Source organism: Pseudomonas sp. 22085 (assembly GCF_052045815.1).
Classification (GTDB): Bacteria; Pseudomonadota; Gammaproteobacteria; order Pseudomonadales; family Pseudomonadaceae; genus Aquipseudomonas; species Aquipseudomonas glycinae.
In genome coordinates this window covers 93,979-110,546 of sequence record NZ_JBQEQA010000001.1, presented here as the reverse complement: position 1 = coordinate 110,546, position 16,568 = coordinate 93,979, and the positions used below count along the sequence as shown (strand labels likewise).

Genomic DNA, 16,568 nt, shown 5'->3' with positions numbered 1-16,568 from the left:
CATGACTGCCAACCTTTCATTCACAACACCCCAGACGCTGGCCGAGCGCGCCCACAACATTCGCCGCCATGCCTTGCGCATGGGCCAGGTGCAAGGCCAAGGCTACGTCGGCCAGGCCCTAGGTGCCGCCGACCTGCTCGCGGTCGCCTACTTCCATGCGCTGAGCTATCGCCCCGAAGACCCGGCGTGGGAGCCGCGTGATCGGTTCTATCTGTCGATCGGTCACTACGCGATTGCGCTGTACGCGGCGCTGATCGAAGCCGAGATCATTCCGCTCGATGAGCTTGAAACCTACGGCTCGGATGACAGCCGATTGCCGATGTCGGGCATGGCCGCCTACACGCCGGGCATGGAAATCACCGGTGGCTCGCTGGGTCAGGGGCTGGGCATCGCCGTCGGGGCTTGCCTGGGCCTCAAGCGCAAGGGCTCGACATCGTTCGCCTACAACCTGCTGTCGGACGGCGAGCTGAACGAAGGTTCGACCTGGGAAGCCGTGATGTCGGCCTCGCACTGGAAGCTCGACAACCTGATCGCCATCGTCGACGTCAACAACCAGCAAGCGGACGGCCATTCCAGCGAGATCCTGTCGTTCGAACCCATCGTGGATCGCTGGCAAGCGTTTGGCTGGTTCACCCAGCGCGTCGACGGCAACGACCTGGACGCACTGGTCAAAGCCTTCGATGCCGCCCGCCACCACCCTGGCACCCAACCCCGGGTGATCATCTGCGACACCACCATGGGCAAAGGTGTGCCCTTCCTCGAAAACCGCGAAAAGACCCATTTCATCCGCGTGGACGAACACGAATGGGATCTGGCACTGACCACGCTTGAAGAAGGAAAAAACCAATGAGCAACGCCGCCAACTCACCGACTTCGACTGGCGAACCGATCAAGAAGCGCCTGACAACCTCGGCGATGATTGCCTCGATTGCCTCTGAAGGCCAAGCCACCCGCTCAGCACCTTTTGGCCATGCATTGGCTGCACTGGCGGATCAGCGTCCGGACATCGTCGGCCTCTCCGCTGACCTGTCCAAGTACACCGACCTGCACATTTTCGCCAAGGCCCACCCGGATCGTTTCTATCAGATGGGCATGGCCGAACAACTGTTGATGAGCGCTGCCGCAGGCATGGCCCGCGAAGGCTTCGTGCCGTTCGCCACCACGTATGCGGTGTTCGCCTCGCGTCGCGCCTACGACTTCATCTGCATGGCGATTGCCGAGGAAAACCTCAACGTCAAAATCGTTTGCGGATTGCCCGGCCTCACCACCGGCTACGGCCCCAGCCACCAGGCCACCGATGACCTGGCGATCTTCCGGGCGATGCCCAACCTGATGATCGTCGACCCTTGTGACGCGCTGGAAATCGAACAGGCCGTGCCCGCCATTGCCGCGCATCAGGGCCCGGTCTACATGCGCCTGCTGCGCGGCAACGTGCCGCTGGTGCTGGATGAATACGGCTATCAATTCGAGATCGGCAAGGCCAAGACCCTGCGCACCGGTAACGATGTCCTGATCATCTCGACCGGTTTGATGACCATGCGCGCATTGGAGGCCGCCAAGGCGCTGCAGACCGATGGCGTCGATGTCGCCGTGCTGCATGTGCCGACGATCAAACCGCTGGATGAACAGACCATTCTCGCCGAGGCCCGCAAGTCTGGCCGGCTGGTGGTTACCGCAGAAAACAGCTCGATTATTGGCGGGCTGGGTGAAGCGGTCGCCGGGGTACTGCTGCGCAACGGAGTGACGCCGACGTTCAGGCAGATCGCATTGCCCGACGCCTTCCTCGACGCCGGCGCACTGCCGACGCTGCATGATCGCTATGGCATTTCCACCGATGCCGTCTGCGCGCAAATCAAGTCCTGGCTTTGACTGCTGGCTGATCGGGGCGCTTACGGATGAGCGGCCCGATCAGATGGATTCTCCTGGTCGATCCGCCTGGCATCCCTTCGAACCGCCTGCGGCGGAACGCCAAACCCTCGCATGAATACTTCGCGCATGTGGCGACGGTCTCGAAACCCCGTTTCCTTCGCCACGCGATCCAGGCTATGACGACTTTGCTCGATCATCACGCGAGCGGCCTCCAGACGCAGGCTTTCCACGGCTTTGGCCGGTGACTGGCCCGTCTCGGCGGTAAATATCCGGGTGAATTGTCTGGGACTCAAGTGCACGACGTCGGCAAGTTCCTCCACGCTGAGCGGGCGGCTCAGGTGCGTACGCGCATACTCCAGCGCACTCTGAATACGGTCCGACTTTGGAGCAAGCGTGAGCAGTTCCGAATGCTGGGACTGCCCACCCGAGCGCCGTTGATGCATGACCAGTTTGTGCGCCACCGACCGGGCCATGTCCGTGCCCAGATCCTTTTCCACCATGCCCAGGGCCATGTCCAGCGCGGCTGTCATGCCTGCCGACGTCCAGACGGGACCGTCGACGATGAAGATCCGGTCTTCCTCGACCTCGATTCTTGGATGCAGCTCACGGAGCTTGTTCGCATAGGACCAGTGGGTGGTCGCCCTTCGAGTGTCCAGAACCCCAGCCTGCGCCAGAACGAACGAGCCGGTGCACAGACCTGCTGTGCGTCGGGCTCCATCGACGAAGGCGCGCACACTGGCCAGCACCTCTTCACCTGGCGGGTTCAAGGGGGTCAGCGTACCGGTAATCATCCATGTGTCGGCCAATCCCGGCGCGCCCAGAGGGAGCGTGTCGATGTACATGCCCAATGAAGAACGCACGGTTCCGCCGCCGATCGAGAAGTTCTGGACCTTGTAGATCTCTTCCCCTGCAACGATGTTGGCGAACTCGAATACAGCCTGGGTTGCCAGGGACATCACCTGAAAACCCTCGGTAATCAGATAGCCGACGCGATGCATGACTGAACTCCTTTTTGAATGTCCTTAAACACTACCATATACGTCGTTTAAGACATCGGTCCCCTTCTTCATCATGGCTCCACACACAACCCACGGAGCTTGATCATGACGCAACAATACAAAGGCACTGCGCTCATCACCGGCGCGTCCACCGGCATTGGCTCGATTTACGCCGAACACCTTGCCCGCCGGGGTTACGACCTGGTGCTGGTGGCGCGCAACCGCGAACGTCTGAACGCACTGGCCAGCCGCCTGACCAGCGAAACCCGGCAGAACATCGAAGTGTTGCAGGCCGATCTTGGCCGTCCCGAGGACCTCGCCAAGGTAGAACGCAAGTTGCGTGAGGACGCCAGCATCACCTTGCTGGTCAACAATGCCGGCATCGGCACCCATACCGGCCTGCTGGAGAGTGATGTCGAGCGGATGGCCGAGATGATCACGCTGAACGTCACCGCCCTTACCCGCCTGACCTACGCCGCGATTCCAGGTTTTGTCGCCCGCGAACAAGGCGCCGTGATCAATATCTCCTCGATCGTCAGCCTGGCGCCGGAGTTGCTCAACGGCGTGTACGGCGGCAGTAAGGCCTACGTCACCGCGTTCACCCAGTCCCTGCACAAGGAACTCTCGGATAAAGGCATCCGGATCCAGGCCGTCCTGCCCGGCGCAACCGCGACGGACTTCTGGCAAATCGGTGGATTGCCTGTCGAGCATCTGGATCCGGGCATCGTGATGTCGGCCCAGGACCTGGTCGCCGGCGCTCTGCAGGATTTCGACAACGGCGTGCTGATCTCCATCCCCTCGATGCACGACCTGCAAGGTTACGAGCGTTACGAAGCCAGCCGTCAGGCCTTGTTCTCCGAGCTCTCGAGCAACCGGCTCGCACCGCGCTACAACGCCAACTGATCGCTAAAGCCATCTGTCGTCAAGCTGCCAGCCCTCCCTGATGGGGGGCTGGCAGCTTTGTATTTTCCGCAAAATGCGGAAAGTCTTCCTGCGTTCTGCTTCTGTCTGGAGAAGGTCGTCGCGCATAGCCTGTCACTGCCTTCTCGTGCTCACTGATTTATCGCGACTCGTGCTTGAAGGCTCCTCATATCACTGGCGCTCAAGGACTTGAACATGAACAGATTATTTAAAATCGCAGGCCTGGCCCTTGCGGTATCCGTAAGCGGCCTGGCCGTAGCGCAAAGTGATACGGGCAAAGGCGCCGCCATCGAACGTGTTTACGCGTTCAATGGGGCCATGCCGACAGGCGTGACGGTGACGAATACCTGAAGGTCAACTACGCGGACTATTTTCTTCACGATCACGAAATTCTGTAGGGTGCGGACGAAGTTTTTCAGCGTAATGGGAAAAATGATCATTGCCCAGCCGTCGCTCAGACGGCGGCGCTGTTAGCCATTAGTCTAATCAGCCCAGGCACCGGCGTAATCACTGCGCGAGCCATGCCTGTCACAAATCCCACTTCCCCTGACAGAAAAGCGACTTTCAACCGCATTTCAATATCGCTTGCAGCCTAACAGGCGCAAACCGTTCTCTGATCCGACGCTCCGCTGAGCAGCAAACTACACTTCATTCTGATTTAGTGATTTAACTAGGTAGTTACCTAACTATATAATGCTCGCCTCATTTCAACGGGACATTCAACGTGAAGCAGAGTCAACGCCTCTCGGGCATATCAACATTCATTCTGGTCGGGCTCGGCGTGATCATCGCCCTGCTCGGCCTGGCACTGGCTGCTGGCGGTGTGAAATTGGTCAGCCTGGGAGGCTCCTGGTACTTCCTGGTGGGTGGTCTGGCGATGGCCGTCTCCGGTCTGCTGATCGCGCGGCGCAAGCCTGCCGGTGCCTGGCTGTTCGCGGCGTTTCTGGTTGGGACCGCCATCTGGGCCGTGATCGACGCAGGGCTGGTGTTCTGGCCGGTGTTCTCGCGCCTGTTCATGTTCAGCGCCGTGGGTCTGGTGGTCGCGCTGGTCTATCCGCTGCTCAAGCGCGCCAATGGTGACGTTGCAGGTCGCGGTGCTTACGGCGTTGCGGCTGTTCTGGCGGTTGGACTGGCCGTGGCTGCCGGCAACATGTTCGTCGCGCACCCGACCGTCGCCCCTACCGGCACCGGCCCGGGCCTCACCCCGGTCGAGCCGGAAAAGGCGCAGAAAGACTGGGCCCACTACGGCAATACCGAAGGCGGCAGCCGCTTCGCCGCGCTGGACCAAATCAACCGCAGCAACGTCGACAAATTGAAAGTCGCGTGGACCTACCACACCGGCGACATCGCCGAGAGTGACGGCAATGGCGCCGAAGACCAGCTGACTCCGCTGCAGATCGGCAACAAGGTGTTCATCTGCACCCCGCACAACAACCTGATTGCGCTGGATGCCGACACCGGTAAAGAACTCTGGAAAAACGCGATCAACGCTCAGTCCAAAGTCTGGCAGCGTTGCCGTGGCATGGCGTATTTCGACGCCAGCGCCGCCGTCGCCAAGCCGTCCAGCTCGCCAGTGAGCGAAACCCCGACCGCTCCGGTCGCCAACTGCACGCGTCGCTTGCTCACCAACACCATCGACGCCCGCCTGATCGCGGTCGATGCCGACACCGGCGAGTTCTGCCGGGGTTTCGGCAACAACGGCCAGGTCGATCTGAAGGCCGGTCTGGGTGATGTCCCGGACAGCTACTATCAACTGTCCTCCGCGCCGCTGATGGCCGGCACCACTGTGGTGGTTGGCGGTCGTGTGGCCGACAACGTGCAAACCGACATGCCAGGCGGCGTGATCCGAGGTTTCGACGTCATGACCGGTGCCATGCGCTGGGCTTTCGACCCGGGCAATCCGCAGGATAAAAAGGCACCGGCCGATGGCAAAACTTATGTGCGCAGCACGCCGAACAGCTGGGCGCCGATGTCCTATGACCCGGCGACCAACACCGTATTCCTGCCGATGGGCAGTTCGTCCACCGACATCTATGGTGTCGAGCGCAGCAAACTCGATCACACCTACGGCGCTTCGATCCTCGCGCTGGACGCCAACAGTGGCGAAGAAAAGTGGGTATTCCAGACCGTGCACAACGACCTCTGGGACTTCGACCTGCCGATGCAGCCAAGCCTGATCGACTTCACCAAGGACGGTAAAACCGTACCGGCGGTGGTCATCGGCACCAAGGCCGGGCAGATTTACGTGCTCGACCGCGCCACTGGCAAACCGTTGACCGAAGTAAAAGAAGTGCCGGTCAAGGCCGCCAATATCCCCAACGAGCCGTATTCGCCGACCCAGCCTAAATCGGTCGGCATGCCGCAGATCGGTGCCCAGCACCTGACCGAATCGGACATGTGGGGCGCCACGCCTTACGACCAGCTGCTGTGCCGGATCGATTTCAAGTCGATGCGTTACGACGGTCTGTACACCGCGCCGGGCACTGATAAATCCCTGAGTTTCCCGGGTTCGCTGGGCGGCATGAACTGGGGCAGCATCTCCACTGACCCGGTGCACGGTTTCATCTTCGTCAACGACATGCGTCTGGGTCTGTGGATTCAGATGATCCCGTCGCAGAACAAGGCTCAGGCGTCTTCCGGTGGCGAAGCGCTGAACACCGGCATGGGTGCCGTGCCGCTCAAGGGCACGCCTTACGCGGTGAACAAAAACCGCTTCCTGTCGGTCGCCGGCATTCCGTGCCAGGCCCCGCCGTTCGGTACGCTGACCGCCATCGACATGAAAACCCAGAAAGTCGCCTGGCAAGTGCCGGTCGGCACCGTTGAAGACACCGGTCCCCTGGGCATCCGCATGCACCTGCCGATCAAGATCGGTCTGCCAACCCTCGGCGGCACACTGTCGACCCAGGGCGGCCTGATCTTCATCGCCGGCACCCAGGACTTCTACCTGCGCGCCTTCAACAGCGCCAATGGTGAAGAAATCTGGAAAGCGCGTCTGCCGGTCGGCAGCCAGGGTGGCCCGATGACCTATGTGTCGCCGAAAACCGGCAAGCAATACGTGGTCATTACCGCCGGTGGCGCTCGCCAGTCGACTGATCGCGGTGACTACGTAATGGCTTACGCCCTGCCGTAAACCGTCGCGTTCGCCTTCGTTTCACTTGTGCGCGGCACCTTCGGGTGCCGCGTTGTTTCATGTCCTTCGCTCTGGATTTGCGCAATGTCATTGGCTGTTCGCTTTTCTCACGCCGGGGTTTTCACCGGCATGCTGTTCGGTCTCACCTGCGGCGCTGCCCTGCCCGCCCTTGCCGATACCGATTCGAACGTATTTACCCGCAGTACCCTGACCGGCGACTGGGGCGGCCTGCGCCACCAGTTCGATGAAGACGGCATCAAGTTCACCGGCGATTACACCGGCGAAACCGCCTACAACGCCGACGGCGGCCTGCATCGCTCGGCGCGTTACTCGCAAAACATCAAGCTCGGCGCACAGTTCGACCTGAGCAAACTGTACGGCGTGGACAACGCCGGCAAGGTTCAGCTGAGCATCAACGATCGACGCGGCAACAGTGCCTCCGAAGACCTGGTCGGCAACCGTCTGCCGATCCAGGAAAACTACGGCGGCCTCTACACCCGCCTGACCGAGCTCAGCTACGAGCGCAGCCTGTTTACCCCGGCACTGAACGTCAAACTCGGCTACATGGCCATGGGCAATGACCTCGGCGGCCTCGACAGCGGCATTCTCTGCAACTTCATGAACGCCGGTTTCTGCGGCCATCCGCTGAACATGTCCGGTGGCAGCGGCTGGACCAACTACCCCAACGCCCACCTGGGTGTGCGGGTGAAATACGACCTCTCCCCGGCCTGGCAACTGCGCGTAGCCGCGTTCAATGTCGACCCGGAAAGTAACGGCAACTCCAGCCGTGCCTGGCACCTGGGCCCGAAACACACCACCGGCACCGTGGTGCCGATCGAACTGGTCTACAAGCAGGCCGGCAAACTGCCCGGCGAGTACAAGGTCGGTTATTACTACGACAGCTCCGACGTCAAACGCATCGGCAGTGACAAGGAAGTGTCCGGGCGCGGCGGCCATTATGTCCTGATCGACCAGGCCGTCTGGGCTTCGGAGGTCTCTGAAGGTCGCAGCCTGCACGCCTTCGGCCAATACTCGGCGGCCAGCGAAGCGGCCTCGCCGTTCAGCAAGTGGTACGGCACCGGCCTCGTTCTGTACAAGCCTTTTGAGGGCCGTTCGCGTGACACGGTAGCGCTTGGCTACGGCCGCGCAGTGCCGAACCCGCGCAGCCGCGATGTGCTGCAAGACGCAGCGCTGGACAATGGCGCCGCGTTCCCCAATCTGGACAGCGCCGAACAATTGATCGAACTCGGCTACGGCTACCAAGCCACTCCATGGCTGACGCTGCGCCCGAATGTGCAGTACATCATCGAACCGGGCGCCTTCTCCGGCCAGGACATCGACAATGCGTTGGTGTTTGGATTGCAGGTGAAAGCCGCGCTCTGACAGCATCCTTTGCCGACCACAAAAAAAGCACCCGCAAAGGTGCTTTTTTTGTACGTGCCGCCAAGCGAATCAACCCGCGAAGTTGGCCCGCGCCGCGTGCAGTTTCTTGTAGCTCTCGATCAGGCGCAGGTGCCGATCCAGCCCTTCCAGCTTCATGCTGGTCGGCGTCAGGCCGTAGAAGCGCACGCTGCCGTTGACCGAGCCGATCGCCGCATCCATGCGCTCGTCGCCGAACATGCGGCGGAAGTTGGCTTCGTAATCTTCCAGCTGCAGATCCTCGTCCAGCTCCATTTCCAGCACCACGTTGACCGCTTGATAGAACAAGCCACGCTCGACGGTGTTGTCGTTGTATTGCAGGAAGGCTTCGACCAGATCCTTGGCCTGCTCGTACTTCTGCAAGGCGAGGTAGATCAGCAGGCGTAGTTCAAGAATGGTCAACTTGCCCCATGGCGTGTTGTCGTCGAACTCGATGCCGATCAGGGTGGTGATGTCGGTGTAATCGTCCAGCTCGCTGTGTTCCAGGCCTTTGACCAGGTTGCGCAGGCCGACTTTGCTCAGGGTGTGCAGGTTAAGGATATCCGCACGGAATTGCAGCGCTTTGTTGGTGTTGTCCCAGATCAGGTCTTCTACCGGATAGATCTCCGAATAATCCGGCACCAGAATGCGGCACGCCTTGGCGCCGATGTGCTCGTAGACCGCCATGTAGACTTCCTTGCCCATGTCTTCAAGGATGCCGAACAGCGTTGCGGCCTCTTCGGCGTTGGAATTTTCGCCATTGCCGGAGAAGTCCCACTCGACGAATTCGAAGTCGGCCTTGGCGCTGAAGAAGCGCCACGACACCACGCCGCTGGAATCGATGAAGTGCTCCACAAAGTTGTTCGGCTCAGTCACGGCCTGGCCCGAGAAGGTCGGCTGCGGCAGATCGTTGAGGCCTTCGAAGCTGCGGCCCTGCAGCAACTCGGTGAGGCTGCGTTCCAGCGCCACTTCGAAGCTCGGGTGCGCGCCGAATGAGGCGAACACGCCGCCGGTGCGCGGGTTCATCAGTGTCACGCACATCACCGGGAATTCACCGCCCAGCGACGCGTCCTTGACCAGCACCGGGAAGCCCTGCTCTTCCAGCGCCTTGATCCCGGCGAGGATGCCCGGGTATTTCGCCAGCACCTCTTGCGGTACATCCGGCAGGGCCATTTCGCCCTCGAGGATTTCGCGCTTGACTGCCCGTTCGAAGATTTCCGACAGGCACTGCACCTGCGCTTCGGCCAGGGTGTTGCCGGCGCTCATGCCGTTGCTGAGAAACAGGTTCTCGATCAGGTTCGACGGGAAATACACCACCTCACCGTCGGACTGACGCACGAACGGCAGCGAGCAGATGCCGCGCTGTGTGTTGCCGGAGTTGGTGTCGAACAGGTGCGAGCCACGCAGTTCGCCGTCACGGTTGTAGATGCCGAGGCAATAGTCGTCGAGGATTTCCGCAGGCAACTCATCCTTGGCGCCGGGCTTGAACCAGCGCTCGTCCGGGTAATGCACGAACTCGGCATTGGCGATCTCTTCGCCCCAGAACTGGTCGTTGTAGAAGAAGTTGCAGTTCAGCCGCTCGATGAACTCGCCCAGCGCCGAGGCCAGCGCGCTCTCTTTGGTCGCACCCTTGCCGTTGGTGAAGCACATCGGCGACTGCGCATCGCGGATGTGCAGCGACCAGACGTTGGGCACGATGTTGCGCCACGAAGCGATTTCGATCTTCATGCCCAGGTCGGCCAGAATCCCCGACATATTGGCGATGGTCTGTTCCAGCGGCAGGTCCTTGCCGGCAATGCAGGTGCCCGCGCCGGACGTGGAAGCCGGCATCAGCAGGGCCTGGGCATCGGCGTCGAGGTTCTCGACTTCCTCGATCACGAACTCCGGCCCGGCCTGCACCACCTTCTTCACCGTGCAACGGTCGATCGAGCGCAGGATGCCCTGGCGATCCTTTTCGGAGATGTCCGCCGGCAGCTCGACCTGGATCTTGAAGATCTGGTTGTAGCGGTTTTCCGGATCGACAATGTTGTTCTGCGACAGACGAATGTTTTCGGTCGGGATGTTGCGGGTGCTGCAGTACAACTTTACGAAGTAAGCCGCGCACAAGGCCGACGACGCCAGGAAATAGTCGAACGGACCCGGTGCAGAGCCATCGCCCTTGTAACGGATCGGTTGGTCGGCCACCACCGTGAAGTCATCGAACTTGGCTTCGAGTCGGAGGTTGTCGAGAAAGTTGACCTTGATTTCCATGCGGGTTACCAGAATAGCGGGCTAAACAAATTGGCCGCCATTATCCGGCTTTTGAGCGTGAAGTCTTGTGCTTTGCGCAATCAATCCTGAGCCGGCCGACGGAACATGACGCTTGTTCACACATTCAACTCAGCACATGCGCTCAATCGCCGGCAGCCGATCCGCGTGAGCATGGCGTCACCTTCCGCCAATCCTGGTTGCTGACAAATGATGGTTTTATCCAAGCCGCGCCTCGCGCTCGCCTTAATGATTGGCGGGCTCGCCGATACCGCGTGCGCCAGCGGATTTCTCGACGACGCCAAGACCGAAGTGCTCAGTCGCAACTTCTACCTGAGCAACGATTACCGCTCACCCTCACCCGCCGGTAAGAATTACAAACAGGAATGGGCTCAAGGGTTTATCGGCACTTTCGCATCCGGGTTCACCGAAGGAACCGTCGGCTTTGGCCTCGATGCTCATGCCTTTTATGGTTTGAAACTCGATGGCGGCAAAGGGCATTCCGGTACGGGGCTGTTGCCGGTGGACAGTGACGGGCGTAGTGAAAGCGACTATTCCAGCGCCGGCGGTGCATTGAAGCTCAAGGCCTCGAACACCACCCTCGCCTTCGGTGAAATGACCGTGGAAACGCCGGTGTTCGACACCTCGGACAAGCGCCTGCAACCGGAATATGCCACGGGGCTTCTGCTCGACAGCCGCGAGATCGATAACGCGCGCGTCGTGGCCGGGCGCTTCACGGCGTTCAAGAACCAGGACAGTTCCTCCGGCAGAGGCGATTTCCAGGGTTATGGCGCCAGCACCCGAGGCGAAAGCATCAGTTTTGTCGGCACCGACCTGTTCAGCGACAGCCCGGTGGGCGGCGCGCTGTATGCGTCCGATCTGAGCGACACTTGGCGCCAGTACTACGCCAACCTGCATTTCAAACAGTCCGGTCTATTGCTCGACGCCAACGTCTACCACACCCGCGATACCGGACAGGCACTGGCCGGCGACATCGACAACACCGCGTTCAGCCTCTCGGGCAAATACACCTTCGGCGCCCACGCGGTGATGCTCGGCTGGCAACGCATCAATGGCGACACGCCGTTCGATTTCGTCGGTGGCGACTCGATCTACCTGGCCAACTCGATCAAATACGCCGACTTCAACGGCGCTCACGAGCGCTCCTGGCAAGCGCGTTACGACCTGGATCTCGGCGCCTTCGGCATTCCCGGGCTGAATTTCATGACCCGTTACGTTTCCGGCAGCCACATCGACGGCACCCACGCGCCCAAGGGCGGCGCCTATAACCCGTTCGACGCGGACTCCGGTGAATATCAGCCTCAGCAAGGGGACGGCGGCAAACACTGGGAACGCGACATCGACCTGCGCTACATCGTCCAGTCCGGCGCGGCCAAAGATCTGTCGCTGCAGCTGTCTCACGTTTCGCATCGGGCCAACAGCGCCCAGGCAGGCGATGACATCGACCGGATCTACGTGGTGATCCAGTATCCGTTGGGCTTTTGAGGGGAAATTGGCGGAAGGCAGCCGGAGTCGAACCAGCCCGGGAACGGATGCCGTCCCCAACCGGGTTTGAAGCCCGGCCGCGCCACCGGGCGCGATTGCCTTCCTTGAACTCAGTCGGCGCCGGGGTTGGCCAGCGCACTGTCGGTGCGGATTTGCCGGCCTTCGCCGACGCGCCGGGTCAGGCCCAGCCGATCGAAGTATTCAAGGATCTGAATACTGCGCTTGCGTCCCAAGCCTAGCGCATCGCGGAAGGCCGTGACTTCGATCTGCGGATTTTCTTCGGCCAGGCGCAGCAGCACCGCCGCCATTTGCCGCAGGGTGATGTCGGTGACAAACAGGTCGCGCACCACTTGATGCATCACGCCTAGGCGCGCCAGTTTGCGCAGCAGCAAACGCACGATCGCATCTTCCTGACCGACGACTTTCGCCACGTCACGTACCCACGGTGGATCGAAACCGGCCTGCTCGAACAATGGCTGCAGCGCTTGCCACAGGGTTTCGTCGTCGGTGCTCAGGCGCACTTGATGGTCGGGCAAATGCAGCCACGGGCCGCTGGCGGCCAGTGAACCGGCGCCGAGCAGTTCTTCCAGCAGGCTGATAAAGGTCGCGCGTTCGAGGCTCAAACCGCTGAAACGCCGCAGACGATCGCGATCCGGGCCCATCTGATCGGGTTCCAGTTCATGAAAGCGCGCCAGTTGTTCCAGCAAGTTGAACTTGAGCATGCCCCAGCGCTGCGCATTGAACAGCACCGGCCCCTGACGGGTTTCGATCAGGCGGACGTTGTCCGGCAGCGTCCAGCCGTCACGCGGACGATTGAACTGACGTTCCAGGCGTTGCGGGTCGAGGCCGCTTGCGCTGTATTCCAGCAACGTCGGCAAGGCCTGTTCCAGCACGGAGCTGATCGCCAGTGCCCGCAGTTGTGCCAGCCGTTCCGGGCTGCGCCGCTGGCGGGCCGGGGCGAAGGGATCGAGCACGCGCCCGCCGCCAAGGGTTCGCTGGGCGCTGGCATCACGCAGGATCAGCGGATCACCGTGGACGCCGTGCACCGGGACGTTCGTCAGCAGTTGCGCAAACATGCGCTCGCCGGGCGCCAGGCTCGAACCTTCCAGCAAGGCGACTCGGGCGATCACATCTTGCGTGCCCAGATGCAGGTGCACCGGCTGGAAATGCTGGAAAATCCGCTCGTCCGGCAACAGCCGGAATTCGATGTCCAGCCGCTGGGCCGGCGCGTGCAGCCATTCGGCCAGCAACCATTGCCCGCGATGGATCTGCCCGAGTTCCAGACGATCCGCGCTGATGTTCAGGGCCACGCGCTGGCCGGCGAAGGCTTGTTCGGCAGTCTGATTCTGCGCGTGCAGGCCCCTGACCCGCACGGTTTTGCCCGCCGGGCCGAGGCTGAGCTTGTCACCCACGGCGACCGAGCCCGAAAGCGCCGTCCCCGTCACCACAATACCGGCGCCGGCGACACTGAACGCCCGGTCGATGGCCAGGCGAAAACCGCCTTCGCGACTGCGCTCCTGTGCGTCTATCTCCAGCAACGCCTCGCGCAGCGCATCGACGCCCTCGCCCGTCACGCTGGAAACCGTCAGCAACGGTGCTTCGGCATAGGGTCCGGTCGCCAGCAGGCTTTCGACTTGTCGGTGAACCTCTTCCACCCTGCCCGCCTCGACCCGATCACACTTAGTGATCGCCACCAGCGCCCGTGGAATGCCCAGCAGCTCGACAATCGCCAGATGCTCGCGGGTCTGCGGCATCACTCCGTCATCCGCCGCCACCACCAGCAACACCAGATCGATGCCCTGCGCGCCGGCGAGCATGTTGTGGGTGAATTTCTCGTGCCCCGGCACGTCGATGAAACCGGTCAGCCCGGCGCCGGGCGCCAGTTCGGCGTACAGATAACCGAGGTCGATGGTCATCCCGCGCTCGCGTTCCTGCGGGCGGCGGTCGCCGGTTTGCCCGGTCAGCGCTTGCAGCAGTGACGTCTTGCCGTGGTCGATGTGCCCTGCCGTGCCGACGATCACGTTTGCAACTGCCCGAGTTGCGCCAGCCACGCCGGTTCATCGTCGAGCTGCCGCAGATCCAGCCACAGCGCGTCGTCATCGATGCGCCCGAGCACCGGGATCGGCAAGGCGCGCAGCGCGGCTTCCAGATTCAGCAGGCAACGTCCGCGCAGGCGTTTCGATACCTGTGGGCGCAGGCACAGCGCTGCGCTCGGCAGGCGCGCCACCGGTTGGCTGCCGCTGCCGATCATGCCCAGCGCCGGCTCCGCCGTGACGGTCCAGCCCTCGCCCAGCAGTTCGGCCCAGGCCGGTTGCAGGCGTTCGGCCTGGGCCAGAATGTCGGCTTGCGGTCGGGTCAACAGTCGCAGGCTCGGCAGGCGTTCGGCCAGCCGATCCGGGTCGCGATAAAGTCCAAGCACCGCTTCCAGTGCGGCCAGCGTCAGTTTGTCGACCCGCAGCGCGCGTTTCAGCGGGTTCTTCTTGATCTTCGCGATCAGGTCCTTGCGCCCGACAATCACTCCCGCCTGCGGCCCGCCAAGCAGTTTGTCGCCGCTGAAGGTGACGATGTCGGCGCCATCGAGCAGCGCCTGACGCACCGTCGGTTCCGCCGGCAGGCCCCAGCGGGTCAGGTCCAGCAGACTGCCGCTGCCCAGGTCTTCGAGCAGCGGCAGGTCATGCCGATGGGCCAACGCCGCCAGTTCGGAGGTCGGCACCCGAGCGGTAAAACCTTCGATGCTGTAGTTGCTCGCGTGCACGCGCATGATCAGGCCGCTGCGTGGGCTGATTGCCGCCTCGTAGTCGCGTGCATGGGTGCGATTGGTGGTGCCGACCTCGTGCAGGCGCACCCCGGCGCGGCTCATGATGTCGGGGATGCGGAACGCGCCGCCGATCTCGATCAGCTCGCCCCGGGAAATGATGCCTTCCTTGCGCGCGCCGAGGCTATTGAGGGTCAGCAGCACGGCGGCGGCATTGTTGTTGACCACGGTCACGGCTTCGGCGCCGGTCAGCTCGCGAATCAGGCCTTCGATCAAGTCGTCGCGGTCACCGCGCTTGCCGCTGTCCAGATCAAATTCCAGATTCAAGGGATAGCGCGCCGCCAGTTGCACGGCGTCGATGGCTTCTTCGGGCAGCAAGGCGCGGCCGAGGTTGGTGTGCAGCACGGTGCCGGTCAGGTTGAACACCCGGCGGACCTGGCTGCGCTGCTTCAGCGCCAGACGCTCGGTAACCCTTCCGGCCAGCGCTTCAGGGCTGATTTCAATGGCGGTCAGTTGCCCCGCCACCACCGCTTCGCGCAAGTCATCCAGTAACTGGCGAAACCCCGTCAACAGCGCGTCACGCCCGTAACGCTCGGCCAATGGCTGGCACGCGGGGTGGCGCAACAGGCTGTCAATCGACGGTAACCGCAGGGCAACACTCACGGACATCAGGCACTCCCGAAATCGAAATACGCCTGATGATGTTAGACCACCCTGCTTCTAGCGCAGCGCGGCCCGCTGAACCGGCACATAGGTTTGACTCAAGTCCGTGGCCCAGCCATCGAGGACGGCTTTCACGTTATCGGGCGTCATGACCTGTTTGTCGTTCTCCAGCGGCACGCCCTTGCCCTTGCGCACCACTTCGGCCACGACTTCCCCGGTCGAACCGTCCTCGAAGGACACTTCCGTGGCGATCTCACTGTCGCGGTCACGAATGCCGGTGGCGCTGCTCACCCCGGCCGCGACCAGTGTCACCGGCAGCCATTCATAAAAACGCAGGCCCTGAGTGCTGGCCGCGACCTGGGTGATGGCCGGTTTGACGATCAGTGTGTTCGGGCCGGGTTTCGACGCCAGCGGCAGCACTTTGCCCAGCTCCAGCCTGAGGGCTGCGTCGTAATAGTGGGTTACGCCCGACAAGGTGCTTTGTGGAATGCGCGACGAAGGCTGGGGCCGTGGATAGAACTGGCTCGGCGCCAGGTAAACCTGGGTGTAACGGCCCCTCGTCAGTGTCGGGCTGACCCAGCTCAGAATCTTCTGCCCCGAAGCGGTCTGCCCTTCCTTGAGCACGCTGTAATCCCGCAGAAATCCGGCCTGCGGCTCGGTCGGTAGCTTCTTGCTGCTGCACGCCGACAGGCTGAGGGTGGCGGCAAACAACACGGCCAGTGAGCGATGGCTAGTCATCAATGGTGTTTCCTTGTTCAAGCGTGGACGTGGCTGTGCGGGGTGTTGTCGGAGCACTCGATGCGCAACTGGCCGTGGGTCATGATCCATTGAATGAATTCGGCGGTAGGAATCGTGTGCAGGTATTCGACCCAATGGGCCTCGGTCGGGCTGAACCGTTCGAAATAGCGGCGCAGGATCAACTGACTCTGATCGTTGGCCAGCCCCAGGCACGTCTCCTGGAACAGGATCGGCGTGTCCGGGCCCGGTGCGGTGGTGCGCTGGGTCAGGATCAACGGGCGCACCGCGCCATGGTCCCGGGTGATGTAGCCGCTGTTCATGTCCTTCATGTTGAGCCCCCTTG

The 16,568-nt window shown here is 62.0% G+C and carries 13 protein-coding genes and 1 tRNA gene; 7 read left to right on the top strand and 7 right to left on the bottom strand.

All coding sequences use genetic code 11. From position 1 onward, the window contains the following. Position 1: 1 nt before the first annotated feature. On the top strand, positions 2-850 hold the full coding sequence (locus tag ACTJK7_RS00410; protein WP_108561961.1) for a transketolase: 849 nt from the start codon (positions 2-4) through the stop codon (positions 848-850). Next, on the top strand, positions 847-1,869 hold the full coding sequence (locus ACTJK7_RS00405) for a transketolase family protein (RefSeq protein WP_108561959.1): 1,023 nt from the start codon (positions 847-849) through the stop codon (positions 1,867-1,869). The genes ACTJK7_RS00410 and ACTJK7_RS00405 overlap by 4 nt, the downstream gene beginning before the upstream one ends. A gap of 20 nt (positions 1,870-1,889) precedes the next feature. Here ACTJK7_RS00405 and ACTJK7_RS00400 read toward each other — a convergent pair whose 3' ends face one another. After that, entirely contained in the window at positions 1,890-2,867 is a 978-nt protein-coding gene (locus ACTJK7_RS00400; RefSeq protein WP_108561957.1) for a GlxA family transcriptional regulator, read from the bottom strand. 105 nt (positions 2,868-2,972) lie between these two features. On the opposite strand from ACTJK7_RS00400, the gene ACTJK7_RS00395 reads away from it, so the two are divergent. The 4 genes from ACTJK7_RS00395 (at position 2,973) to ACTJK7_RS00380 (ending at position 8,301) form a co-directional block, all read left to right on the top strand. Continuing rightward, complete coding sequence (locus tag ACTJK7_RS00395) at positions 2,973-3,770, top strand: SDR family NAD(P)-dependent oxidoreductase (protein WP_064381600.1); 798 nt, start codon at positions 2,973-2,975, stop codon at positions 3,768-3,770. A gap of 213 nt (positions 3,771-3,983) precedes the next feature. Continuing rightward, positions 3,984-4,139, top strand: coding sequence for a hypothetical protein (locus tag ACTJK7_RS00390; protein WP_176243893.1), 156 nt, complete (start codon positions 3,984-3,986; stop codon positions 4,137-4,139). A 373-nt stretch (positions 4,140-4,512) separates the two neighbouring features. After that, a complete protein-coding gene (locus tag ACTJK7_RS00385; RefSeq protein WP_108561955.1) occupies positions 4,513-6,918 on the top strand; it encodes a glucose/quinate/shikimate family membrane-bound PQQ-dependent dehydrogenase in 2,406 nt (801 codons plus the stop codon). Positions 6,919-7,002: 84 nt separating this feature from the next. Then, positions 7,003-8,301 carry a carbohydrate porin gene (locus ACTJK7_RS00380; protein ID WP_440779707.1) on the top strand — a complete coding sequence of 433 codons (1,299 nt, stop codon included), beginning with the start codon at positions 7,003-7,005 and terminating at the stop codon, positions 8,299-8,301. A gap of 69 nt (positions 8,302-8,370) precedes the next feature. Here ACTJK7_RS00380 and ACTJK7_RS00375 read toward each other — a convergent pair whose 3' ends face one another. Continuing rightward, a complete protein-coding gene (locus tag ACTJK7_RS00375; protein ID WP_440779708.1) occupies positions 8,371-10,566 on the bottom strand; it encodes an OsmC domain/YcaO domain-containing protein in 2,196 nt (731 codons plus the stop codon). A 207-nt stretch (positions 10,567-10,773) separates the two neighbouring features. Between ACTJK7_RS00375 and ACTJK7_RS00370 the strand changes: the two genes are divergently transcribed. Further along, positions 10,774-12,069 carry an OprD family porin gene (locus ACTJK7_RS00370; RefSeq protein ID WP_440779710.1) on the top strand — a complete coding sequence of 432 codons (1,296 nt, stop codon included), beginning with the start codon at positions 10,774-10,776 and terminating at the stop codon, positions 12,067-12,069. An 8-nt stretch (positions 12,070-12,077) separates the two neighbouring features. Here ACTJK7_RS00370 and ACTJK7_RS00365 read toward each other — a convergent pair. The 5 genes from ACTJK7_RS00365 to ACTJK7_RS00345 all read right to left on the bottom strand — a co-directional run bounded on the left by ACTJK7_RS00365 (position 12,078) and on the right by ACTJK7_RS00345 (position 16,554). Continuing rightward, a tRNA-Sec gene (locus ACTJK7_RS00365) sits at positions 12,078-12,173 on the bottom strand. A gap of 6 nt (positions 12,174-12,179) precedes the next feature. Then, complete coding sequence (selB, locus tag ACTJK7_RS00360; RefSeq protein WP_440779777.1) at positions 12,180-14,090, bottom strand: selenocysteine-specific translation elongation factor; 1,911 nt, start codon at positions 14,088-14,090, stop codon at positions 12,180-12,182. Next, on the bottom strand, positions 14,087-15,493 hold the full coding sequence (gene selA / locus ACTJK7_RS00355; protein ID WP_440779711.1) for an L-seryl-tRNA(Sec) selenium transferase: 1,407 nt from the start codon (positions 15,491-15,493) through the stop codon (positions 14,087-14,089). Before selA ends, selB begins: the two co-directional genes overlap by 4 nt. Positions 15,494-15,544: 51 nt before the next feature. Next, the gene (locus ACTJK7_RS00350; RefSeq protein ID WP_440779713.1) at positions 15,545-16,225 is read right to left on the bottom strand and encodes a DUF3313 domain-containing protein; all 681 of its coding nucleotides are present in this window, start codon (positions 16,223-16,225) and stop codon (positions 15,545-15,547) included. Between the two features lie 17 nt (positions 16,226-16,242). Then, on the bottom strand, positions 16,243-16,554 hold the full coding sequence (locus ACTJK7_RS00345) for a hypothetical protein (protein ID WP_011334117.1): 312 nt from the start codon (positions 16,552-16,554) through the stop codon (positions 16,243-16,245). Positions 16,555-16,568: the final 14 nt, after the last annotated feature.

Coding starts and splice junctions, on each gene's coding strand:
- ACTJK7_RS00345 (WP_011334117.1), bottom strand. CDS start 16,554: ATGAAGGACATGAACAGCGGCTACATCACCCGGGACCATGGCGCGGTG.
- ACTJK7_RS00350 (WP_440779713.1), bottom strand. CDS start 16,225: ATGACTAGCCATCGCTCACTGGCCGTGTTGTTTGCCGCCACCCTCAGC.
- ACTJK7_RS00370 (WP_440779710.1), top strand. CDS start 10,774: ATGATGGTTTTATCCAAGCCGCGCCTCGCGCTCGCCTTAATGATTGGC.
- ACTJK7_RS00410 (WP_108561961.1), top strand. CDS start 2: ATGACTGCCAACCTTTCATTCACAACACCCCAGACGCTGGCCGAGCGC.
- ACTJK7_RS00400 (WP_108561957.1), bottom strand. CDS start 2,867: ATGCATCGCGTCGGCTATCTGATTACCGAGGGTTTTCAGGTGATGTCC.
- selA (WP_440779711.1), bottom strand. CDS start 15,493: ATGTCCGTGAGTGTTGCCCTGCGGTTACCGTCGATTGACAGCCTGTTG.
- ACTJK7_RS00380 (WP_440779707.1), top strand. CDS start 7,003: ATGTCATTGGCTGTTCGCTTTTCTCACGCCGGGGTTTTCACCGGCATG.
- ACTJK7_RS00405 (WP_108561959.1), top strand. CDS start 847: ATGAGCAACGCCGCCAACTCACCGACTTCGACTGGCGAACCGATCAAG.
- ACTJK7_RS00395 (WP_064381600.1), top strand. CDS start 2,973: ATGACGCAACAATACAAAGGCACTGCGCTCATCACCGGCGCGTCCACC.
- ACTJK7_RS00390 (WP_176243893.1), top strand. CDS start 3,984: ATGAACAGATTATTTAAAATCGCAGGCCTGGCCCTTGCGGTATCCGTA.
- ACTJK7_RS00375 (WP_440779708.1), bottom strand. CDS start 10,566: ATGGAAATCAAGGTCAACTTTCTCGACAACCTCCGACTCGAAGCCAAG.